The 21,563-nt window shown below is 51.4% G+C and carries 18 protein-coding genes and 1 tRNA gene; 7 read left to right on the top strand and 12 right to left on the bottom strand.

All coding sequences use genetic code 11. The features are described 5' to 3' along the window. Nucleotides 1-2 precede the first annotated feature (2 nt). Nucleotides 3-1,706, top strand: a complete 1,704-nt coding sequence (locus tag WKT13_RS00255) for a tetratricopeptide repeat protein (protein WP_340322374.1) — start codon at nt 3-5, stop codon at nt 1,704-1,706. A gap of 946 nt (nt 1,707-2,652) precedes the next feature. Here WKT13_RS00255 and WKT13_RS00260 read toward each other — a convergent pair. The 11 genes from WKT13_RS00260 to pyrE form a co-directional block, all read right to left on the bottom strand. Continuing rightward, nucleotides 2,653-3,342, bottom strand: a complete 690-nt coding sequence (locus tag WKT13_RS00260; protein ID WP_340322375.1) for an HAD family hydrolase — start codon at nt 3,340-3,342, stop codon at nt 2,653-2,655. After that, complete coding sequence (locus tag WKT13_RS00265; RefSeq protein ID WP_340322376.1) at nt 3,342-3,905, bottom strand: GNAT family N-acetyltransferase; 564 nt, start codon at nt 3,903-3,905, stop codon at nt 3,342-3,344. The genes WKT13_RS00260 and WKT13_RS00265 overlap by 1 nt, the downstream gene beginning before the upstream one ends. Nucleotides 3,906-4,015: 110 nt before the next feature. Further along, nucleotides 4,016-5,566 carry a YifB family Mg chelatase-like AAA ATPase gene (locus tag WKT13_RS00270; protein ID WP_298620317.1) on the bottom strand — a complete coding sequence of 517 codons (1,551 nt, stop codon included), beginning with the start codon at nt 5,564-5,566 and terminating at the stop codon, nt 4,016-4,018. A gap of 11 nt (nt 5,567-5,577) precedes the next feature. Continuing rightward, complete coding sequence (locus WKT13_RS00275) at nt 5,578-6,582, bottom strand: DUF4369 domain-containing protein (protein WP_340322377.1); 1,005 nt, start codon at nt 6,580-6,582, stop codon at nt 5,578-5,580. Next, entirely contained in the window at nt 6,583-8,256 is a 1,674-nt protein-coding gene (locus WKT13_RS00280) for a tetratricopeptide repeat protein (RefSeq protein ID WP_298620314.1), read from the bottom strand. Nucleotides 8,257-8,277: 21 nt separating this feature from the next. Beyond that, nucleotides 8,278-8,363 (bottom strand) — tRNA-Leu (locus WKT13_RS00285). A 307-nt stretch (nt 8,364-8,670) separates the two neighbouring features. Further along, nucleotides 8,671-10,431 carry a hypothetical protein gene (locus WKT13_RS00290; protein ID WP_340322378.1) on the bottom strand — a complete coding sequence of 587 codons (1,761 nt, stop codon included), beginning with the start codon at nt 10,429-10,431 and terminating at the stop codon, nt 8,671-8,673. 271 nt (nt 10,432-10,702) lie between these two features. Further along, nucleotides 10,703-11,275: a hypothetical protein gene (locus WKT13_RS00295; RefSeq protein ID WP_298620312.1), complete on the bottom strand. Its 573-nt coding sequence runs from the start codon at nt 11,273-11,275 to the stop codon at nt 10,703-10,705. After that, complete coding sequence (argH, locus tag WKT13_RS00300; RefSeq protein ID WP_340322379.1) at nt 11,272-12,609, bottom strand: argininosuccinate lyase; 1,338 nt, start codon at nt 12,607-12,609, stop codon at nt 11,272-11,274. The genes WKT13_RS00295 and argH overlap by 4 nt, the downstream gene beginning before the upstream one ends. A 41-nt stretch (nt 12,610-12,650) precedes the next feature. Continuing rightward, nucleotides 12,651-13,064, bottom strand: a complete 414-nt coding sequence (locus WKT13_RS00305) for an SRPBCC family protein (protein WP_298620492.1) — start codon at nt 13,062-13,064, stop codon at nt 12,651-12,653. A gap of 55 nt (nt 13,065-13,119) precedes the next feature. Next, nucleotides 13,120-13,752: an orotate phosphoribosyltransferase gene (gene pyrE / locus WKT13_RS00310; RefSeq protein ID WP_340322380.1), complete on the bottom strand. Its 633-nt coding sequence runs from the start codon at nt 13,750-13,752 to the stop codon at nt 13,120-13,122. A gap of 604 nt (nt 13,753-14,356) precedes the next feature. On the opposite strand from pyrE, the gene WKT13_RS00315 reads away from it, so the two are divergent. From WKT13_RS00315 to WKT13_RS00340, 6 genes are all read left to right on the top strand, one after another. Beyond that, a complete protein-coding gene (locus tag WKT13_RS00315; protein WP_340322381.1) occupies nt 14,357-14,950 on the top strand; it encodes a hypothetical protein in 594 nt (197 codons plus the stop codon). Nucleotides 14,951-14,971: 21 nt separating this feature from the next. Continuing rightward, nucleotides 14,972-15,532 (top strand): hypothetical protein, encoded by a 561-nt coding sequence (locus tag WKT13_RS00320; protein WP_340322382.1) that lies wholly within the window; start codon nt 14,972-14,974, stop codon nt 15,530-15,532. A gap of 80 nt (nt 15,533-15,612) precedes the next feature. Then, nucleotides 15,613-17,430: an arginine--tRNA ligase gene (gene argS / locus WKT13_RS00325; RefSeq protein ID WP_340322383.1), complete on the top strand. Its 1,818-nt coding sequence runs from the start codon at nt 15,613-15,615 to the stop codon at nt 17,428-17,430. A 93-nt stretch (nt 17,431-17,523) separates the two neighbouring features. After that, nucleotides 17,524-17,994, top strand: coding sequence for an RNase H family protein (locus tag WKT13_RS00330; protein ID WP_298620302.1), 471 nt, complete (start codon nt 17,524-17,526; stop codon nt 17,992-17,994). Nucleotides 17,995-18,106: 112 nt separating this feature from the next. Continuing rightward, complete coding sequence (locus WKT13_RS00335) at nt 18,107-18,520, top strand: putative quinol monooxygenase (protein ID WP_340322384.1); 414 nt, start codon at nt 18,107-18,109, stop codon at nt 18,518-18,520. Between the two features lie 63 nt (nt 18,521-18,583). Beyond that, nucleotides 18,584-19,978 (top strand): alpha-L-fucosidase, encoded by a 1,395-nt coding sequence (locus tag WKT13_RS00340; RefSeq protein WP_340322385.1) that lies wholly within the window; start codon nt 18,584-18,586, stop codon nt 19,976-19,978. A gap of 246 nt (nt 19,979-20,224) precedes the next feature. Here the strand turns inward: WKT13_RS00340 and WKT13_RS00345 are convergent, their stop codons facing one another. Continuing rightward, on the bottom strand, nt 20,225-21,562 hold the full coding sequence (locus WKT13_RS00345; protein ID WP_340322386.1) for a DUF4302 domain-containing protein: 1,338 nt from the start codon (nt 21,560-21,562) through the stop codon (nt 20,225-20,227). Nucleotide 21,563: the final 1 nt, after the last annotated feature.

The following is a 21,563-nucleotide window of genomic DNA, read 5'->3' on the forward strand; positions in this document are numbered from 1 at the left end:
GAATGAACCGCACCGGCACTATACTGATTATTCTCGTCACGGCCATACTCATGACAGCATGCGGACAAAGGGAGACGTACGACAGCACAATCGCGCGCGCCGAGAGCATGACCGACACCGATCCGCACGGCGCACTGTTGCTGCTCCACGGCCACAAGGACAGTCTGTGCGCCGGCCCGGCCGACAGTGCGCTCTACGAACTGGTCTATACAGAATCAGTGCACGACCTCGGGGTGAAGCTGACCAACAGCGAATACATAATCAGCAGTGTGGCATGGTTCGACCGATGCGGCGACAAACGCCGCAGGGCAAGAGCGCTAGTGCAGCTCGCACTGTGCCTCCACGACAACAGACAGCTGCACGATGCAGTGCTCAACCTGAAGATAGCGGAGGAAGCGGCAGCCGGTACAGACGACAGTTTTCTCAACTTCAGGCTGGCCGCAGCATTGGCGCAGATGAACACTATGACGGGACATCACGACCTGATTATGAAATACCGCCGCATGGAACTCGACGCAGCGCAACGCACCGGAAGCACAGACCACGTGGCACGGGCATGGAACGACATGGCGACGGAGTATATGCGGATAAACCGTACCGACAGTTTCATGGCGTGCATGAACCGTTGCCGGCCGTTACTTCCTAAGGCAGGACCGGAGGTGCAGTCGCTCATACGCACCAATCTGGGCTGTTACTACATGAACCGCGGCGACACCGCGCGTGCACTCCGACTGCTGACGATGGCTTATGTGGGATGTCCCGACCGCATGGCATCGCTCCGTCTGGGCGACATATACGCCGCTGAGAACGACATGCAGAGGGCCGAGAGCATGTGGTACGACGCTGCCGACTCCGACGTACCGGCCATAAGCAAGAGCGCACTGAAGAAACTCATAACCCTCGCACGCACAAGAGGCGACGGAAAGTCGCAACTGTTTCTGAGCGAAAGACTCAACAACGTGTACGACCACGACGTATCCACCGAAACGGCAAGCTCGCTCGTGGAGCTGCAGAAAAACTATGACAGCCGGCGCAGCGAACGCCTCTCGCATGCAAAGATGATGCGGCTGGGTGGCGCGACGGCCGTGCTGATAATAGTGATGGTGGGGTTCATGGCGTATCACCGGCGCAGAATGAGCCACTACGGACGGGTGATAAACAGACAGAAACTGACGCTCAAGGAACTGAACGCCGGCTACACGCGCGACCTTGAGAGCTACCGCGCCCTGCGCCGGAGGCTTGACGAGCTGCAGCAGGCAAGGGAGAAGGACGTCAGACTGATTGAGGAAAAGACACGCGAGATGGAGAAGATGCAGGCGCAACTGGCCGAATACCAGAACGACCGGCGCAATCCGGAACAGTGGAACATGGAGGACCGGCTGATAAACGCCGACTGTGTGTATGCCCTGCACCGCCTGGCCTCCGTAGGACGGACGGCCGAAAAACAGGCCTGGGACGCACTCCACCAACTGACAAACAGCTACGACAGCAGACTGAACGCGCTGTTCGCCGGGCACACCAACCTCTCGCCCAACGAGATAAACGTCACGATACTGACGCGCCTGCGGTTCATACCGACGGAGATTGCGGTGCTTACAGGCATGTCGTCGCAGTCGGTCACAAACACGAGGGCACGCCTGCTGCAGAAGATATTCGGCATGAAAGGTGGCGCAAAGGAGTTCGACGACCGTATAAGAAGCCTCTGACCGACAGGCACAAAACGCGGCAACGACCACGCAAGGAGCGCTCTACAGTATGAAAAGACTCACGGACAATAATAGTCTAAAGGGAATATTTCAGACAGAAAAACAAAAGCGTATATTTATGCAAAGACGCTTCCACAAGCGCATAAATATGCAATCACGATGTCGAAAAAACTCCGTCAGAATCTTCGGACGACCGTTCGGACGCAAATTTCCGACTTTCTGAATTTTCATTTAAATCTCTGATATACAGCCGCTTGCGCATAACAATACTGCAACAGCGACTTATCTCTCTTGCGAAAGAGTCCGTTTTAAGGTGCAAAAGAGCCCGTTTCACACGCTAAAACAGGCTATATCACACCCTGAAACGGGCTTTTTCGTCCCCTGAAACAGACTGTATCGTAAGCCCAAAAGCACTCTTTCGCAAATCACAATGCCGGATTACACATAAATAGCGGCACTTTCACACAGAATTACGCGTTCTTTTTCATGCCGTCGCGCTCTGTTTTTCAGCAGACATTCCGATGCCGGAAATCATCCTAAAAAGCCCCTTTTCGCTGCGAATATATATATTTAATCAATTTATATATATAATTCGCACAAATTCACTCCAATCACATCATGTTCCGCTATAGTTCCAGAAACGGACAAAACATAAAGAAACACAGTTGCAAAACGGTTTGTTCTGCTGTTTCTTTTTCCAGATTCAGATTTTAGGATGAATTGTTTTCGAACGTCTTTTCTGCATAATTATGCAGAATACGGAAGTGAAATAGTGTTCCATATTTCCCGTAAACGACAGATATTTCCTGCTCATTTACATCCTTGCAGAAACGCTGTCTGCCGTCCGACACCATGTACGGACAGACTGCGTGTGATGCTTCGGCGACGGCATACAGCGCTAACGGCGCATCATCCTGCGGACACACCGTTAACCGTACATCCTCCGTCAGAGCAGGCCGGGCAATTCAGAGATGCTTGATATCTGCTCGAGGCGGTCGTGAGGAAATTCGTCTGTGTGTTCGTATTTCCACGTAACATGGAACGGCACGTACACCGCCGAGGCACCGACCGACAACATCGGCGCTATATCGCTCTTGAAAGAGTTGCCCACCATGAGCAGATGACGCGGTTCGACACGCAGTGTGCGGCAGAGCGAAAGGCAGGCCGACTTGTTCTTGTCGTTCACTACCTCAACGTGAGAGAAATACTGCGACAGGCCCGAACGCTCGAGTTTGGCGTGCTGGTCGAGCAGTTCGCCCTTGGTGAAAACAACGAGGCGATGGCTGCCGAGGGCTTCGAGAGCTTCGCGTACGCCCGGCAGCGGAGTGGCAGGAAGGCGCAGCAGCGACTTGCCCAGGTCCACAATGCGTGCCACATCGGCCGCCGCAATGCGGTAGCCGCTGAGCCGCAGGGCGTTCTCTACAAGCGAAATGGTGAACGCCTTGCCGCCATATCCAAGCAAGGACATGTTGGCAGTCTCAACGGAAAACAGTTCGTCGGACACCGTCGTCGCGTCGGCGTATGGCGAAAGTATGTCGCAATAGCGGCGCTCCACTTCGGCAAAGTGCGACTGGCAGTCCCAAAGCGTGTCGTCAGCATCGAATGCTATGACGTCTATATCATTGAATTTTCTCATTATGCTTCTGTGTCTTGCTTTACATTATTAGCGTCGGCAGCCGACCGCATCACCACACGGCGGAGGTCATCGGCAAAGACGGCGTAAGTGGCGGAGTCTATGGCGTGCGGCCATGTCATCAGCGTAAGACTGTGGCCGGCGTATCCGCGACGGTAAGGAGGATGGACATGTGCGTGGGAGTTAAGGCAGAACCCGCAGCGGATGTAGAAATTCATGCGTCGTGTGGTCAGCTCGTCACACACCGGATCAATCTCGAGTATCACGGTGCGTGCCGCTTTCTGCTGGAACATCTTCATTATGCGGCTGCCTGTTCCCCGCCCTCTCTCGTTCTTCACGACAGCAAAATGCTCCACGTACACATAGTCACCGAACAGCCAGCATGATATGAAGCCAACGAAACGGCCGTCCTCCATGAAAGCATACAGACGGTAGCGGTCGTCAGAGAATGCCTCCTGCTGCTGGTCTTCGGTGCGCTGTTCGTGCAGAGGAAAGCTGTCGGCGTATAGCAGGGCGAATATTCCGTAAAGGCTGTGTGATGGAGAATCGATGCGTAGGATGTCCATAACGTGTAAATAATAAGAATGTATGGGTTGACGTGAGACGCCGTATCACAGGCACGTATGCAGCTTCACGGCAGATGTTTCTGCGTATGTGTCAGGAGAAACGGTAGCGCTCAGTGGAGTCGTCTCTCCGCCCAGTCGCCGCGATCGAGGTTACGGTATGATATGGCTTCGGCCAGATGTTCGGGCTTCACTTTCTCACTGCCGGCAAGGTCGGCCACGGTGCGCGCCACTTTCAATATACGGTTGTATGCGCGTGCCGACAGACTCAACCGCTCCATGGCTGTACGCAGAAGGGCAATTCCTTCGGCGTCGGGCTCGGCGAAACGGTGTATCATGCGCTCGGACATCTGTGCATTGCAGTGCACTCCCTTGTAAGGGCGAAACCGTTCTTCCTGTATCTGACGGGCAGCGATGACACGTTCGCGTATGGCGGAGCTCGGTTCGCCCTGCGCTGCCTTCGATATGTCCTTGAAAGGCACGGGCGTTATTTCGGTCTGAATGTCGATGCGGTCGAGCAGCGGACCGGATATCTTGCTCATGTATCGCTGTATCTGTCCCGGCGTGCACACGCAGTGATGGGTCGGATCGCCATAGTAACCGCACGGACAAGGGTTCATCGAGGCGACGAACATGAACGAGCATGGAAATTCTATGGTATACTTGGCGCGCGAAATGGTTATCTTGTGATCCTCCAGAGGCTGTCGGAGCACTTCGAGAGTGGATTTGTTGAACTCGGGAAGTTCGTCGGCAAAGAGCACGCCATTGTGCGCAAGAGATATCTCTCCGGGCTGCGGATTGACGCCTCCGCCTACAAGTGCCACCTCTGATATGGTGTGATGCGGTGCGCGGAACGGGCGCTGCGATATGAGCGAAGTGCCGCGTCCGAGCTTTCCTGCCACGCTGTGTATCTGCGTAGTCTCAAGACTTTCGCTGAGCGAGAGCGGCGGAAGGATGGACGGCAGACGCTTGGCCATCATGGACTTGCCGCTTCCCGGCGGGCCTACCATAATCATGTTGTGGCCTCCTGCGGCCGCTACCTCGAGGGCACGCTTCACGTTTTCCTGTCCGCGTACGTCGGCAAAATCGAGGTCAAACTTGTATTGCTGTTCGTAAAATTCGCGGCGTGTGTCGATGACGGTGGGTTCGGGATGTTCCTTTCCGGTGAGAAAGGCTATGACGTCGCGTATGTTCTCCATGCCGTAAACCTCAAGATTGTTCACCACTGCGGCCTCGCGCACGTTCTGTTTCGGAACTATCAGACCCTTGAACTTCTCGGCACGGGCACGTATTGCGATGGGCAACACTCCCTTGGCGGGCTGCAGATTGCCGTCAAGACTCAACTCACCTACCATCATATAACGGTCGAGCTCATCGGAAACAATGCTTCCCGCCGCAGCAAGAATAGCTATGGCGAGAGGCAGATCGAAGCTGCTGCCTTCCTTGCGCAGATCGGCCGGCGCCATATTGACGGTGATATCGGCATGCGGAAACTTGTATCCGTTATACTGAAGGGCGGACGCAATGCGGTCTCGTCCTTCGCGTACGGCCGTGTCGCCAAGGCCGGTGAAGTGATACATCACTCCGCGGTTGAGGTTCACCTCGATGGTGACGGTTGTCACCTCAAGGCCGTTCACGGCTGCGCAATAAGTCTTTACGAGCATCAGAATAGGATTTACTGTGTCTTTCCGGTCTTCAGCTGTTCCTTCAACTGTTCCATGGTGAGGTTGCGCGCAACCACGCGTCCGTTCTTCACCACAATATTGTCTGGCACATAACTGAATGCGAGCGATTTGAAAAGCCGTCCGTTCACCATCTCACCATCGCACACTACGTCGAGTTCGAGCATGTTGTTCTTCACCGCACGGCGGCAGTCATCAATGGACGCATCCACCGAGATACCCATCAAAGTGAAGTCGGCCCCCTCGTTCTTTTTGAGAAGCATCAGCTGGCGGAGCATGTTTATGCTCTCATAATTCCACGAAGCCCACACACATACTACGGCTGTCGGTGTGGCTGAAAGGCTGGCGGCAGTAAGAGACTTGCCGTCAATGGTCTGGGCGGAGAATGCCGGCACGGATATACCTGTCTTGGAATTGCCGCGTCCTTTTATCTGCTGCTGGAGCTGACGGAGATATCCGTACTTGGGCTGATGCTTTATCATAAGATTGATAAGGCTGTCGGCCATGACAAGATCGGGATTCTGCGACTGGATGAAATAGCGTCTTACAAGATATGAACCGACCATCGACTCGGGATGATCGAGAACGAACTGATGCGCATATTTCCTCGCTTCGGGCGGCGATGCTGACGCCACCTGCTCGCGGAAGGCGTTCATCAGCTTATTGTCGTCCGTTCCTTTCACTTCCATTTCCTTCAGATTGGACGCGCTTCCCTTTATTTCCACCGCCTTGCCCGGCTCTGCAAACACCGGCTGTTCGGTGAAATTGGGGAATATAATCATAAGAGTCATCGGACGACGGCACGGTATTTCGTAAGTGAAACGGCCCGCCTCAACCTTTATGGTGTCGAGTTTGCCATTGTCGCCGTCAGGACTGTAAACATAAAACTCACCCTGGTTGAGGTGGAGCAGACGACCGTCGATCTTGAAATGTTTATCGTCGGTCGAGCACGACACCAAAACCAGGGTGAGCAGAAAGAAATATATGAGTTTTCTCATTTACTTCAGTATAGAGAGTTCCAAGTCGTTGTCAGCGTATGCTTTCAACGAAGGATCTTTCTGAAGAGCCTCTTTCAGATAAGAAGAAGTGGCGAACTTGTTAGCCTGACGTGCAGCAACGATTGCGTGCAGATAGGCTGTCATTCCGTTCTGAGCAGGCACTTTGTCGAGTGTAGCGGCAGCTGCAGCGTAGTTCTTGTTAAGGATCTGTGCCAGAGCAGCGCTGTTTGTATTCACGTCGCCGAAGTCTTTCTCAGCCTGAGCGTAGTTGCCCTTAGCGATGTTAAGCACACCGAGAGCGTAAGAAACATTCTCAGAGCCGGCAGCCTTTGCGATGTCTGTCTCAGCCTCAGCAACGTTACCGTTGATCAGGTTGATAAGACCGCGGTTTGCATAAGCCTCAGCAGCGTTGTTATCGATGCGCAGAGCTTTCTCTACATAAGAAGCAGCAGTTTCCTTGTCACCTTTAGCCAGGCTCAGAGAAGCCAGGTTGTTGTATGCGCGATAGTCGCGGTCATAGAGTTCAGCTGTCTTCTTGTAGATTTCCTCTTTCTTAGCATTGTCTTCTACGAGAGTTGCTGCGTAGAGCAGTTCGTCAGCGCTCAGCTTTGAAGGATCCTCAGCATACTGCTGCTGTATCTGCTCGTCGCTGCGGCCGATTGTCTCATAGTTGATGATAAGACGTGCACGACGGAGTTCAGGCAGGATGCCGTCAGCCAACTCACGGAATACAGCTGACATGTTGCGGATCTGCTGTTCACGCTCCTCCGGGTCCTTATACATTGACAGAACGCGCAGAACAACTTCCTTGTCCTGAAGATCTGAAGCTTGAACGAGCTTCTGGAAACCTTCCCAGTCCTGTGCAGTATAATGAGCATCAACACCTGTGCTTACGTTGGTTTTCTTAAGCTGCTCTTTTACATACTTCTCAGAAACGTCCTGACGCTTAGAAGCCAGCTTGTCGTTGAACTTAACACCACCTTCCGGTGAAGCGTAAGCCTGTACTTCAACGTTCTGTATGTTGAGACCTTCGCGGTCGTCGTTGATCTTCTTCAACATCTTAACGAACTCAGTTACTGAGTTGTTCTTCAGCTCGCTCTTGCGCAGGTTAGCCTGGTTGATGAGGAACTTGATGTTAGCTTCCTGCTTCTGTGCTCTTACGCGCTGGAATGAATCAGGAGCTATGCAACCGCCATCGGTAAGGATGGTCTTTTTGTACAGTTCAGAAGTAGAGATGACACCAGTAGCTACTTTCACTGCCGGAACATCATACTTCTTCTTGCCTTTGCGTGCATCGAAAGTGAGATACAACTCGCTCTGCTGCATTTCCGGTACATAATCGAAGCTGGTCTTCATTGTGTAACGGCCGCCAAGACGATATGATATAGTCTGGTTGTTGCCCATAACCTTCTCTCCCTGGAATGTAGCACTCTCACCTTTGGCCACCTGACCGTTAGCGTAGCGCAACTCAGGAGTTACAGTTACGGTTGCCTTTTTCTTCATGTACTTCTCCGGGAACATACCGCTTATAGTTGCCGGAACCTCACCTGCCTGTGATTCAAGCGGATTCGGTGTCACTGTAAAGTTGTCAGCTGACAGCGGTCCCATCTTTGAGCATGACGCGAATACAAGTACGGAGCATGCTGAAAGGGTATAAATAAGTTTTTTCTGCATAATAAAAGTTTTTAGAATAAGTGCCGCGAGCGGGACTCGAACCCGCACAGCCATTTCTGGCCAAGGGATTTTAAGTCCCTCGTGTCTACCAATTCCACCATTGCGGCATCATTTTTGCAATATCGGTCATTCCTTTTACGGATTATCGCGGCATACATACCGGTTTCTCGTACGTACACCGCCGCTTATGGCCTAAAAACACATTGCGGTTGCAAAGTTAAGGTATTAAATCATAACATCCAAAACAATTTACACAATTTAATACTTCATGATGCCATAAAATTTACAATATGGCATTGCAACAGACATAAAAACGACAGACGACATGCCGTTATACACACTTCAGCACATGCCGTCTGTCACAGACATTACACCTCTTTTATTATATATAAGAATAATTCCTATTGAACGATTCTACTGCGAGCGCAAAGAATTAATCTGCTCGTCACAAGTCCGTATTCTGTTCTCCGTACTTTGTATAACACTCTTCAGATAAGCAGAGTCTGGATCCTTTATCTGTTGCGCTTTGTATTTTGCGAGCTGACTCTCGGCGTCCCGCCGCCTTGCCTCCCATTCAGCTATCTGCGAAGCTTTTCTTGATGATGAACCGGAAGACGACGATGTGCTCACCGCTGTACCTCCGCTGTAAGTCGCGGTAGCTTTTCCTGAGGAACCGGAACCACCTCCTCCCGTAACAGCATTGGCCGCGCCCTGAATGAATGCAGAGAGAATACCGCCCCAGAAAGCCGCGTTCTGCTGACGTTGCAACTCCTGTTGACGTTGCAGTTCGGCAGCCAGCGCTGCCTGACGCTGCTGATAAACCTTCATCGCAGCTTCGTAACGTGCGACGCATTTTGGAATACTGTCAAGATAAATATTTGTATAACTGAGATAAAATTCTGCCTTCTTTGCATAAGTGGTATCCCCTCCCTGCATATAAGAATTGAATAAATTTGCCGATGTCTCAAACTGTTTTGTTGCAAGATCTATATCGAACGAGATATCCTTAATAAGGAATTCATTTTCAGGTTTTTCTTCTATTATATATGAGATAGTATTCATATTAAGAAGTTGTTTCTGCGCCTTATCATGCAAAGCCATCGCCGTGAAAAACTTCGCCCAAGGCTTCTCCACTCCTTCATGGGCATAGAACGATATTACTTTGTCGTATTCCTGTTTCTCATAATATTCCTCGCCTTTGTCACGATATACATCTTCACTTGCGACATCAGGTGTATAAGTAATAAAATCTCCCAGACTCGTTTTGCGTACTTTCCACGTATCATTAAACTCTGTATAGCTTACATAATCGAATTTCGGCGGTATGCCTTGATTCTCAAATCCAATAATGAAACCGCCCTTCCTTAATATGTTATCACTTTTTACTTCATATATACACCAATTACGTTCTTTTCCGTATTTCTTTATAAATGAATCATTGTAAAAAGATGTAGTATATATACATACAGAAAAAAGATTTTCTTGTGGGATTATCAGTCGTCCTGATTGAGTAAGAACACCTGATTTTCCATAAAAATATGCAGATATATTTTTATCTACAATATCATCACTAACATTTATATCTTCTGATCCAATAAAGAAAAATCCCGGAATATACGCACACTTATCCGTCATTATGCTGTCTCGCAACACCTCGCCTGTCGTTGAATATATACGGCTTATGTTTCCCTTTGCATAAATAACGGCCGGCGCTGCCTCGTGATACACCGCCACGGAGTCGCCGGTCCTCGTCTCCTGATTATCGTAAACCCAGCTTTTCCCCTCCTCTATCGCAGGACAGAAAATAAAGTCAGAGTATTCTGCCGGAACGATTATCTTGCCCGAAAGGTCGGCAATGCCTATTCTGCCATAACCTTTATTAATAGTGAAAACCTCCATACCATCGAGCACTGTGCCTTTGTTTATACCGTAATAGACAGCAGGCAGAATCACCTTTCCGTTCATATCGGCACGGCCTATAAGTTTATCCTTCGACGTGAGAAGCATATAGTAAGTCCCGTCCCCGTCCTGTCTTATCTCCACACGTTTCAGGCCGAGCGACTTCTTCAGCTCCTTCATCTTGTCCTTATGGGCCTTTTCGAGGTCTTTAAGGTTCTGCGCCGGCGCCGCCATACACAACGCAAGCAACAATAATTGAATAAAATATCTGTTCATAACTAAATCTTTATGCCTTCCCGTAATGATTGATGAAATCCACAACCGCGTCAGACGTAAACAGTACTGACCATAGCGGTTGCAGAAATCGACACACTTCTCTATTTAAAAAACTGTATTTTATGTGGTGCAAAGATAGGAAAACGACCTCACAGTCACAACCCGTCCCCTCCGAGCAAGTGCCCGGAATGAGACATGTCGTGTCCATGCGGTTGAAGAATATGTCTGAACGGTATGTTTTTCTTATGGTAAGGTGTGTGCGAATCCTCCGTCAGTTGGTCACTGCCACCACTCCTGTCGGAGTGTAGGAGGCATGATATCGGGTGAGAGGGTCGCCCTTGTCGCCCTTCACTATGTTTCCGCCGGTGTTCATGTTGTATTCGCGATGACATGTAGAACATGTGGCGATGCCCGTGGACGCCACACTCAGCGGATGACTTCTCACCGGCACCATGTCCGGATTGAAACAGTTGGGACACTCGGCGTCGTAGGCATAGAACACAGGCGGTACGTCCAGATTGCCGTAACCGAACCAGATGGCGTTGTTCATACCGAGGAGCACGGTGGTGCGTTCGTCTTCGGCGGTGAATATTACGTCGTCGGTCATGTTCTGGTTTGTGGAAAATCTGTAATACTGCGCGCCGCCTTTTATCACGGTTGTCACCTTACAGAAAATGCCGGTGCCGCCCACTGCGCTGTTGAGCGCGGCCGAATGGCCGTGCGTGGCGGTGTTGAACACAAAGCGGCACGGATAGGTGCTGTATTCCGACATGGTGTCGCCGCACGACGGCATCATCAATGCCATGACCACGGCGCATGCAGTTGCAAACAGTCTTTTTCTCATTTCAGCAGTTCTTTTTCGGCCTCCTCGGCACGGCTGAAGCCGAAACCGTCGTACACGCCCTTCATAAACCCGGCTATGCGGTCGTTGCACAGATTGCCCATGCTGCCCTCATGCGTATGGTGGATGTTGTGGTCGGCCTTGTAGGTGCCCTCCTCTATCTCCATGCCCACCTTGCGGTAAGCGTCGCGGAAAGGCATTCCGGCTGCGGCGAGACGGTTCACCTCCTCTACGGAGAACATCGGGTCGTACATCGGATTGTCGAGTATCGAGCGGTTCACCTCCATCTTATTGATGATGTATGCGGCCATGCGCAGGCAATCCTTCAGCTCGTCGAATGCCGGAAGGAACACCTCTTTTATGATCTGAAGGTCGCGGAAGTAGCCCACAGGCAGGTTGTTCATGATGAGAGTGATCTGTGCCGGCAATCCCTGCAGCTTGTTGCACTTGGCACGTATGAGCTCGAACACGTCGGGATTCTTCTTATGCGGCATGATGGAACTGCCTGTAGTACACTCCTTCGGCAGCTTGACGAAGCCGAAGTTCTGGCAGTTAAACATGCACGCATCGAACGCCATCTTGGCCAGCGTGCCTGCCACCGAGGCCATGGCGAACGCCACGTTGCGCTCGGTCTTGCCGCGTCCCATCTGCGCGTAAACCACATTATAGTCCATCGACTCGAATCCGAGCAGACGCGTTGTCATGCTTCTGTCGAGCGGGAACGACGAACCGTAGCCCGCGGCAGAGCCGAGCGGATTGCGGTTTGCCATGCGGTAGGCGGCCTGAAGAAAGAGCATGTCGTCGGCCAACGACTCGGCATAGGCGCCGAACCACAGCCCGAACGAACTGGGCATGGCTATCTGCAGATGGGTGTAACCGGGCATGAGCACGTCCTTACACTGCTCGCTCTTCTCCAGAAGCTCGCCGAAGAGCGTCATCACCTCGTCGGCCACCTCGCGCAGTTCGTGGCGGATGAAGAGTTTCAGATCCACGAGCACCTGGTCGTTGCGCGACCGTCCGCTGTGTATCTTCTTGCCCATGTCGCCCAGACGGCGCGTGAGCATCAGCTCCACCTGCGAGTGAACGTCCTCCACGCCCTCCTCTATCTCGAACCTGCCTTCCACACAGTCGCGGTATATCAGTTTTAGTTCGGCGAGCAGAGCGTCCAGCTCGTCCTTCTCCATGAGTCCTATCGACTGGAGCATGGTGATGTGAGCCATCGATCCGAGCACGTCGTAGCGTGCCAGATACAGATCGAGTTCGCGGTCACGTCCAACGGTGAAGCGCTCTATCTCGCGGTTCACCTCAAAATTCTTTTCCCAAAGTTTTGTAGCCATCTGTCAGTTTTCTTTCTCCGGCCGTGCGCCGAAGCGGTTTGTTACTCGTAGTTTATAGCCTGCAACACGTCGGCTATCTTCTCGATGCCCTGCTGCAGCGGTTTCTGCACCATGCCCTTTATGAACGGATTGAGTTCGGCCTTGATGGTGAGTTTCATCTTGCTCGACGTCTCCGTGACGGGCAGAATCTGAATCCACAGGTTGAAAGGCACAGGGCTCGACTCCGTCTCGAACTTGATGCACTTCGGCTCGTCGCGATCGACTATACGCAGTTTCACACTGCCTGCCGGCGGCACACTGATGGATATGGAGTCGTTGTCGAAGGTCAGATCCTTTATCTTGTCCTCCGGTATGCGGTTCTTCACTCTCTCGATGTTCTCGAGATTGCTGAGCATGTCATACACCTTCTGCTGCGGAAACTGTATCTGGCGTATGCTGCTTTCGAATGTTGTCATCGACATGATATATATGTTTTAAAGTTAGGGCAGGCCACACCCGCCCCTGCCGTTATTACTTGCGCCACTCAGACGGGTTCTTGCGCCACTCAGCCAGCACCTCCACGTCGCTCTCGGCAATGTAGCCTGTTGCTACAGCCTCAGCCACAACGTAGTCGTAGTCGGTCAGAGTCTCCAGCTGCACACCGGCCTCAGCGAACGCCTCAGCGGCAACAGGGAATCCGTATGTGTATGAAGCCACCATGCCGACAACCTCGTAGCCTGCCTCGCGCAGTGCCGCAACGGCCTTCAGACTGCTGCCGCCGGTGGAGATAAGGTCCTCAACCACAACAACCTTGGCGCCTTTTTCCAGCTCGCCCTCGATGAGGTTGCCCATGCCGTGGTCCTTTGCCTTGCTGCGAACATATACGAACGGCTTGTTCAGTTCGTCGGCAACCAGCGCGCCCTGAGCTATCGCTCCCGTTGCCACACCGGCCACAGCCTCAGCCTGCGGGAAGTGTTCGAGGATGGTGTGCACCAGCTCGAGCTTCACGAAATTGCGCAGTTCGGGATAAGACAGAGTCTTGCGGTTATCGCAATAGAACGGTGATTTCCAGCCTGATGCCCATGTGAACGGGTCGTTGGGCTGCAACTTTATTGCCTTCACATTCAGAAGTTTCGATGCGAAGTCTTTCTTCAAATTAGCCATATTGTATATTTTTTAATTATTGTCGTTTATGAATGCAAAGTTAAGGTAATTAGCCCGAAAGTCAAAATAAAACGTCAGGACATTAAAAAATATTTACAAAACACCTGCGGCTCCGCCGTCCATTCTGTGAGCGCAAAGGCGTCCGAAAAAGCCCGTTCCGCAATTTTCCGGCCTCGAAAAAACGCAGCCGCAACCTGGCGGCGAACCGACGGCTGCGCGGAACAGGCTCTTTCACACTGCGAAACAGTCCATATCAGGGCATGATACAGACCAAACCATGAGCCGAAAGAGCCCGTTCCGGCACCCCAAACGGTGCATATCGCAACACGATGACAACAGTATGAAAAGTCAACCTGTTATGTATCAACAGATTACGCAAACCTCTCAAAACTCGCGAATTTGCGGCCGGACACACCGGCGGACGAAAAAACGCGAGCCTTGAGGACGAATAATGGTAAAAAATTTTGACAAAACAACATACCGGAAGAAAATCACACGCGCCCCTTAAAAATGTAATCACGCGCACAATATCCACACGCGGAGAACGTTATAATCACAAACACGACAAGCCGGCAAAACTTTTAATAAACCAAGCACCAACTTTATGAGAACAGTATTTTTCATTATATCTGTCTTTCTTCTGACCGCATGCAGCGACCTCGACCCTCGTTACATAACAACAGACGAAAACTCAAAGGAAACCGTAGAGCTGCGCGAGAAATACACAGACAAGGTGATCGGCAAATGGTATCTGAAACAAGAACCACAGGAATACTATTTCAAACGATTCGAGAAACTGTATCACATCAGTCTGGAACAATATTATGAGTTTCATGAAAACGGCGAAATAACAGGCCGTGTGATCATGAAAGCCAAAAGAGCCGACGGAAGTCCATCTATAACAGGAGGCGAATGGTTTAGCACAGACTATCGTCTGAGCGGTTCATGGGGACTTATCCACAGAGCATCCGACGACACCGACCGTCTCAGATTCGGAGTGCATCTCAGTCCGGACGATACAGACGACACAGCCATGCTGACTCTCTTCAGCAACACAAATCTCCATTTGTACCATGCTGACGACGACATTCTCAGCATTGAGTCACCCGTAACATTTCTGAACCAGACAATAGTGATGCACCGTGTAGATAGCGAACCGGCAGACATGGGAAGTGATGCGGACGCTAAAAACTTATGACAACAAATTAAATATCAGCAAATGAATAAAGCACTGACGATATTGATATTGCTCGCTACGCTGACGTTCGTCTCCTGCTACGACGAGCCGCCCAGCGACGGAGAACTGACACGGAAACTCTACGAGAAGTATCACGACAAGGCGATAGGCCAATGGTATGTGATGCAGGACAGCCTGCCATGCATCTACGAAGAGAACAATCAGGCGTATTTTCTTAATCTCGAACAATACTACAACCTGAAAGCCGACGGCAGCATGGACGGACAGCTGAGGATAAAGGCATGGCGTATAGACGGCTCGCCCACCGCCTCGGGCGATGAATGTTTCGAAGGCGACTACACGCTTAGCGGCGACTGGAGTCTGGTGCACAAAGGCTACGACTATCTCCGGCTCAAAGTGAATCCCGTTTCCGACAATCCTGACGACATACGCATGGTGGAAAGCATATACACCACCACGCTTCTCGACCTGGAATACATCACCGACGACGAGATGCGCATACGGTCGCCGCTCGTCTTCACACACTACATCTTAGAGATGCAGCGCGTGAACGGACGGCCCGACGACGCGACAATGCCGTGAGGCTGATGTTTGCGCGTATTTTATTTTGTATATTGCGAGGTTTGTGTTAACTTTGCATCCACAATCATCTTCATAAAATCATGAACATCGAAAAAGCTTTATGCAGTTCGGTCATCAAGGCCGTGAAGGAACTGTACGGACAGGATGTGCCTGAAAAAATGGTGCAGCTTCAGAAGACAAAACGTGAATTCGAGGGACACCTCACACTCGTTGTGTTCCCGTTCCTGAAAATATCTCACAAGAAACCCGAAGAAACAGCCGAAGACCTGGGCCGCTGGCTCAAGGAGAACGAGGCCTGCGTGGCATCGTACAACGTGGTGAAGGGTTTCCTCAACCTCGTCATATCCAACGGCGCATGGATAGGTCTGCTCAACGACATCAACGCCGACCCGACCTACGGCGAGCGCAAGGCGACTGAGAACTCGCCGCTGGTGATGATTGAATATTCATCGCCCAACACCAACAAGCCGCTCCACCTGGGACACGTGCGCAACAACCTGCTGGGCTGGAGCCTCGCAAAGATAATGGAGGCCAACGGCAACCGCGTGGTGAAGACCAACATCGTGAACGACCGCGGAATACACATCTGCAAGTCAATGCTGGCATGGCTGAAGTGGGGCAACGGCGAGACACCCGAGACAAGCGGCAAGAAGGGCGACCATCTCATTGGCGACTACTACGTGGCTTTCGACAAGCACTATCGTGAAGAAGTTGCTGCGCTCAAGGCACAGTACACAGCTGAGGGCATGGGCGAGGAAGAAGCCGAGAAGAAAGCCAAGGACGAGGCTCCGCTGATAAAGGAAGCCCACGAGATGCTCGTGAAGTGGGAGCAGGGCGACAAGGAAGTACGCGCTCTGTGGCAGAAGATGAACTCATGGGTATATGCAGGCTTCGACGAGACCTACAAGGCGCTCGGCGTGGGCTTCGACAAAATATATTACGAATCTGATACTTACCTCGAGGGAAAGGCAAAGGTGGAAGAGGGACTGGCTAAAGGTCTTTTCTTCAGAAAGGACGACAACAGTGTATGGGCAGACCTTACCAATGAAGGACTGGACCAGAAGCTGTTGTTACGTTCTGACGGCACCAGCGTGTACATGACGCAGGACATCGGTACGGCCGACATGCGCTTCCGCGACTTCCCCATCGACAAGATGATATACGTCGTAGGCAACGAGCAGAACTACCATTTCCAGGTACTTTCCATTCTGCTCGACCGTCTCGGATTCAAGTGGGGCAAGGAGCTTGTGCACTTCTCCTACGGTATGGTGGAACTGCCCAACGGCAAGATGAAGAGCCGTGAGGGAACAGTGGTTGATGCCGATGACCTCATTGCCGAAATGGTGAAGGACGCACGCCAGACCAGCGAGGAGCTCGGCAAGTTCAAGGACATGACCGAAGAGGAGCGCAGCGAGATTGCACGCATAGTAGGTATGGGCGCCCTGAAATACTTCATACTAAAGGTTGACGCACGCAAGAACATGCTCTTCAACCCGGAGGAAAGCATCGACTTCAACGGCAACACGGGTCCGTTCATACAGTACACCCACGCCCGCATACGCAGCATCCTGCGCAAGGCCGAGGCCGAAGGCATTACTCTGCCCGAGACTCTCGACGCCGACATGCCGCTCAACCAGAAGGAGACGGAGCTCATACAGAAGATGAACGAATACGGTGCGGCCGTTGAGCAGGCCGGTAAGGACTATTCGCCAAGCGGCATAGCCAACTACTGCTACGAGCTGACCAAGGAGTTCAACCAGTTCTATCACGACTATAGCATCCTCAGCGCCGACAGCGACAAGGAGAAGACCGTACGCCTCGTGCTCGCGGCCAACGTTGCCAAGACGCTGAAGAACGGCATGAACCTGCTCGGCATCGAGGTGCCGGAACGCATGTAAAGGTTCTGCCTGACATCATACACGAGTGCGCAATTCTTCAACATGCTACAGGCATGCCGACGGGTTGCGCACTTTTCACTACACACAGAAGCAATGAACAACCAACCGCTTAATCCTCCCGACTACCGCCACGACACCGTTCTGCCGCTGCCGCCTGAAGTTTCGGCACAGGCATGGGCCGTCGATGCGGCGTGTTCGGGCAATCCCGGACCGATGGAATACCGCTGCGTGGATCTTGCCACGGGCGCCGTGGTGTTCCACTTCGGACCTGTGCACGGCACCAACAACATAGGCGAGTTTCTCGCCATAGTGCATGCGCTGGCACTCATGGAGCGCGAAGGCATAAAGGGAAAGTGCATCTATTCCGACAGCCACAACGCCATGCTGTGGGTGAAGAAGAAACAGTGCAAGACCAAACTGGCTCGCACGCCACGCACCGAACAGCTCTACCAGATAATAGCGCGGGCCGAAAACTGGCTCCGTACCCATCAGGTCACCACGCCGATACTGAAGTGGGAGACGCAGAAATGGGGAGAGGTGCCGGCCGACTTCGGCAGAAAATGACGCACACATTATTATAATATGACTGCCGGCACCATCCGGCAGTACAACAACGGATATATACCGGCACTGCCGGACACACATAATAACATAACCTGTAACAAAACCTGAAGATATGAAAATCAGATCACTCATCGCCATCTGCGCCGCAGCCATGCTCACAGCATGCAACGGTCATTGCGACAGACAGGCCGTATGCCACGGACAGTGCGCTCCGGCCGACTCAATGAATGTGGTGCTCGACCTGCACCGCCACGTAAAACCACAGTTTGTATCAGCCTTCAAGGCTGCGTTCCTCGAGTGCAAACAGCACACCGTGAAGGAAGCGGGATGCATGGACTACGGCGTCTATCAGGCTGCCGACGACAGCACCCACCTGTTCATACACGAGGTGTGGAAGAATCAGGCCGAACTCGACAAGCACGGACAGACCGAACATCTCAAGGCGTTCCTGGAAAAAACAAAGGACATGTGCGACAGCACGGACGACCGTCGCATCACAGTGTGCCCGCACGTACAGGCAAAATGACACGGCGCGCATAACAGCGCGACATAACAAGGAACTGAAAACCAACACATAAACTTACCTGCCATGACAAGAAAAAACATACTGACCATTCTGTTGGTTCTTATGGCCGGACTCACAGCTACGGCCCAACAGAAGTCGCTGCACCAGCTGCAGCAGGAGTTTGTCGACCTGCGTTTCGGCATGTTCATCCATTTCAACATTCCTACTTTCGCACCCGACGACTGGCCGGATCCCGATCTGCCGGCATCGGTATTCAATCCAAGGAAGCTCGACTGCACGCAGTGGGCAAAGGCGGCAAAGTCTGCCAACATGTCGTACGGATGTCTCACGACCAAGCACCACAGCGGTTTCTGCATATGGGACACCAAGACCACCGACTACAACGTGATGAACTCGCCGCTCAAGCGCGACGTGGTGCGCGAGTATGTCGATGCTTTCCGTAAGGAAGGACTGAAGGTGATGCTCTATTATTCGATTCTCGACACTCACCACCGTCTGCGTCCCAACATGATAACACCCGACAAGACGGACATGATAAAAGCGCAGCTGAAGGAGCTGCTGACAAACTATGGCCCCATCACAGCGCTCATCATCGACGGTTGGGACGCTCCGTGGTCGCGCATAAGTTACGACGAAGTGTCGTTCCCGGAGATATACAGTTACATCAAATCGCTGCAGCCGGAATGTCTGGTGATGGATCTCAACGCTGCGAAATATCCGCGTGAAGCGCTGTTCTACACCGACATAAAATCCTATGAGCAGGGAGCGGGACAGAAGATATCTACATCCGAGAACCGCCTGCCGGCACTGGCATGCCTGCCTTTGCAGAAAAACTGGTTCTGGAAGGAGTCGTTCCCCACAGACAAAATGAAACGGGCGGAGGAGATGATAAACGACAACGTGGTGCCGTACAACAAGGCTTACTGTAACTTCATATTAAACGTGGCGCCCAACCGCGACGGTCTGATGGACGACAATGCGCTGGAGGAGCTGCGCAAGATGGGCAAAATGTGGAAGAACGACGGACGTGTGGCAGAGCTGCCTGAGTGTGACGCACCGATAACGGAGCGCAACATAGCCAAGAACAGACCGGCCGAATCGTCTTGGAGCTACGATTACGGCATCATGGACTTCGCCAACGACGATGACTTCGTGACCGCCTGGACATCGAATCCGAGAGTGAAGACACCGTGGTGGAGCGTTGAACTGGGTGACGGAAAGACCATTGACATGGTGACGATAACCGAAGAAGACGGCGGCGTGATGAAGGAGTACACACTCGAATACCGCTCCGGCGGTACGTGGAAGACGCTCTTCAGCGGTGAGGCAAAGACGCAGAGCCGTGTCAAGATACACCGTTTCGCACCGGTGAAGGCCGATGCCGTGAAGGTGACGGTGACACGTCATGACGGCACTGTGAAGATAGCCGAGCTGGGCGTTTACACTCCACAACAATAAAACAGCGGCGACAATGCGGCATTATCTGCATACATCCATCAGACATAACGCCGCATATCGCAAAACGAAACATAAAAAACAATAACTCCCGGAAGTCCTGAATGTAACTTCCGGGAGTTATCGTTTAATTATAATCAATAGTTTCAAAAGGTCTTGCACAAACCAAATTCTAACAGCAGAAGAAGAACGCGACAACGCGTCTTCCGTCTGGAGCCTTCGGGGCCATGAAATCCCCGTACGGAACATTTAGTCCCAGATGCTGCTATGATAGTATCTGAAGTTGTTCTCAATGTAGTAACTGTTTTCAGGATTTGATACATCCGTAAGCTCCAGTCCCACAGGTTTCATACCTGTTCCCTCGCGATGTGTAATCTTGTATGTTGTCCAGCTGTCGGTCTTGGCAAACGCATCAACAATGTATTTAAGTCCTGAATCATAGAAACTGAAATCTCTTCCGGATGTCTCCGGCCCCGTACGGCGCACGGCAATCTCATCTTCAGAAATCTTTTTCAGTTCCATAGGATAGTGCACCTCGTCCGATCCGTACCATTTATTTATCACAAGATCCATGGTTCCGTCGCCATAAGGTTCGAAGTTTATGTAGACCATGCTACCCGATGAGAACTTTCCGCTGGCATCTATCGCACTTCTTGCCTTATCCCATTCCTTCTGAGTGTAGGTGCCAAGACCGCTGTATCCAAAGAACATATTATCGTAATCGCTGTCGACGATGAAGTAATCAGTAAGCGAACGGCCCTGTATTTTCGCTCCGCTGCGCGGGTCGGTGAAGATTCCGGTTTCCCTGTCAAGTGCCATTTCCACAACTGTAGTGTTCTTATATTTCACATTCTCCATAAGATAAATGCCATCTACAAGATTGCCATAGGAGTACATGTGTTCCATAGTCAGACCACCTTCTTCATCCGGATAATAGAGAACCAGATTCTTATAACCTGAAAGGAAAGAAGCTTGCAGCGTGTCGCCTTCTATTATCATCACGCATTTGCTTGCCACATAATTATTGATATCATCAGAAAGTCTCTGATACTCTTCAGGAGTAGTCTTCATCTTCACCATGAAGAATGGCAACTGTTTTGTTTTTCCGCGACCAAAGATGGTATCTTCATTAGCAGAATAACGGTCCAGACAGAATTCAAAATCGCCCTGCAAATCTTGTGAGAAATACTCTGACTGATCGGCATAATAATGAAAAAAATCATTATATGTGTCGAATGAAAGCACTATGCCATTGTCCATCTTCAACGAATAAGTGCTCTGAACACTTTCCTTGTCGAATGCCCCGGGAATAGACACTGTAGCTGCTGACCTGTAGAACGTACACATCTCCTGGTCGAACTTCACTGCGAAAGTGGCCACAGAAGGATGACGGCCGTAAGTAGGCTGAGAAGTGTATAACGCCCATCCGTATTCATTATTGTTGAAAACACGTCTGTAATCTGCCATCCAGTTGTCCTGACGTGTCGCAGGATCAATATCGAAAAGATCGTCTTCCTTAAACTGGCATGATGTCATGAATAAGGAAACTACACATGCTGATATTATTATATAAAATGTACTTCTCATA

This window comes from Prevotella sp. HCN-7019 (assembly GCF_037890215.1).
In the GTDB taxonomy this organism is placed as follows: Bacteria; Bacteroidota; Bacteroidia; order Bacteroidales; family Bacteroidaceae; genus Prevotella.

Excerpts from the sequence above, each read along its gene's own strand:
- WKT13_RS00255 (WP_340322374.1), top strand. The coding sequence starts at position 3 with ATGAACCGCACCGGCACTATACTGATTATTCTCGTCACGGCCATACTC.
- WKT13_RS00260 (WP_340322375.1), bottom strand. The coding sequence starts at position 3,342 with ATGAGAAAATTCAATGATATAGACGTCATAGCATTCGATGCTGACGAC.
- WKT13_RS00265 (WP_340322376.1), bottom strand. The coding sequence starts at position 3,905 with ATGGACATCCTACGCATCGATTCTCCATCACACAGCCTTTACGGAATA.
- WKT13_RS00270 (WP_298620317.1), bottom strand. The coding sequence starts at position 5,566 with ATGCTCGTAAAGACTTATTGCGCAGCCGTGAACGGCCTTGAGGTGACA.
- WKT13_RS00275 (WP_340322377.1), bottom strand. The coding sequence starts at position 6,582 with ATGAGAAAACTCATATATTTCTTTCTGCTCACCCTGGTTTTGGTGTCG.
- WKT13_RS00280 (WP_298620314.1), bottom strand. The coding sequence starts at position 8,256 with ATGCAGAAAAAACTTATTTATACCCTTTCAGCATGCTCCGTACTTGTA.
- WKT13_RS00290 (WP_340322378.1), bottom strand. The coding sequence starts at position 10,431 with ATGAACAGATATTTTATTCAATTATTGTTGCTTGCGTTGTGTATGGCG.
- WKT13_RS00295 (WP_298620312.1), bottom strand. The coding sequence starts at position 11,275 with ATGAGAAAAAGACTGTTTGCAACTGCATGCGCCGTGGTCATGGCATTG.
- argH (WP_340322379.1), bottom strand. The coding sequence starts at position 12,609 with ATGGCTACAAAACTTTGGGAAAAGAATTTTGAGGTGAACCGCGAGATA.
- WKT13_RS00305 (WP_298620492.1), bottom strand. The coding sequence starts at position 13,064 with ATGACAACATTCGAAAGCAGCATACGCCAGATACAGTTTCCGCAGCAG.
- pyrE (WP_340322380.1), bottom strand. The coding sequence starts at position 13,752 with ATGGCTAATTTGAAGAAAGACTTCGCATCGAAACTTCTGAATGTGAAG.
- WKT13_RS00315 (WP_340322381.1), top strand. The coding sequence starts at position 14,357 with ATGAGAACAGTATTTTTCATTATATCTGTCTTTCTTCTGACCGCATGC.
- WKT13_RS00320 (WP_340322382.1), top strand. The coding sequence starts at position 14,972 with ATGAATAAAGCACTGACGATATTGATATTGCTCGCTACGCTGACGTTC.
- argS (WP_340322383.1), top strand. The coding sequence starts at position 15,613 with ATGAACATCGAAAAAGCTTTATGCAGTTCGGTCATCAAGGCCGTGAAG.
- WKT13_RS00330 (WP_298620302.1), top strand. The coding sequence starts at position 17,524 with ATGAACAACCAACCGCTTAATCCTCCCGACTACCGCCACGACACCGTT.
- WKT13_RS00335 (WP_340322384.1), top strand. The coding sequence starts at position 18,107 with ATGAAAATCAGATCACTCATCGCCATCTGCGCCGCAGCCATGCTCACA.
- WKT13_RS00340 (WP_340322385.1), top strand. The coding sequence starts at position 18,584 with ATGACAAGAAAAAACATACTGACCATTCTGTTGGTTCTTATGGCCGGA.
- WKT13_RS00345 (WP_340322386.1), bottom strand. The coding sequence starts at position 21,562 with ATGAGAAGTACATTTTATATAATAATATCAGCATGTGTAGTTTCCTTA.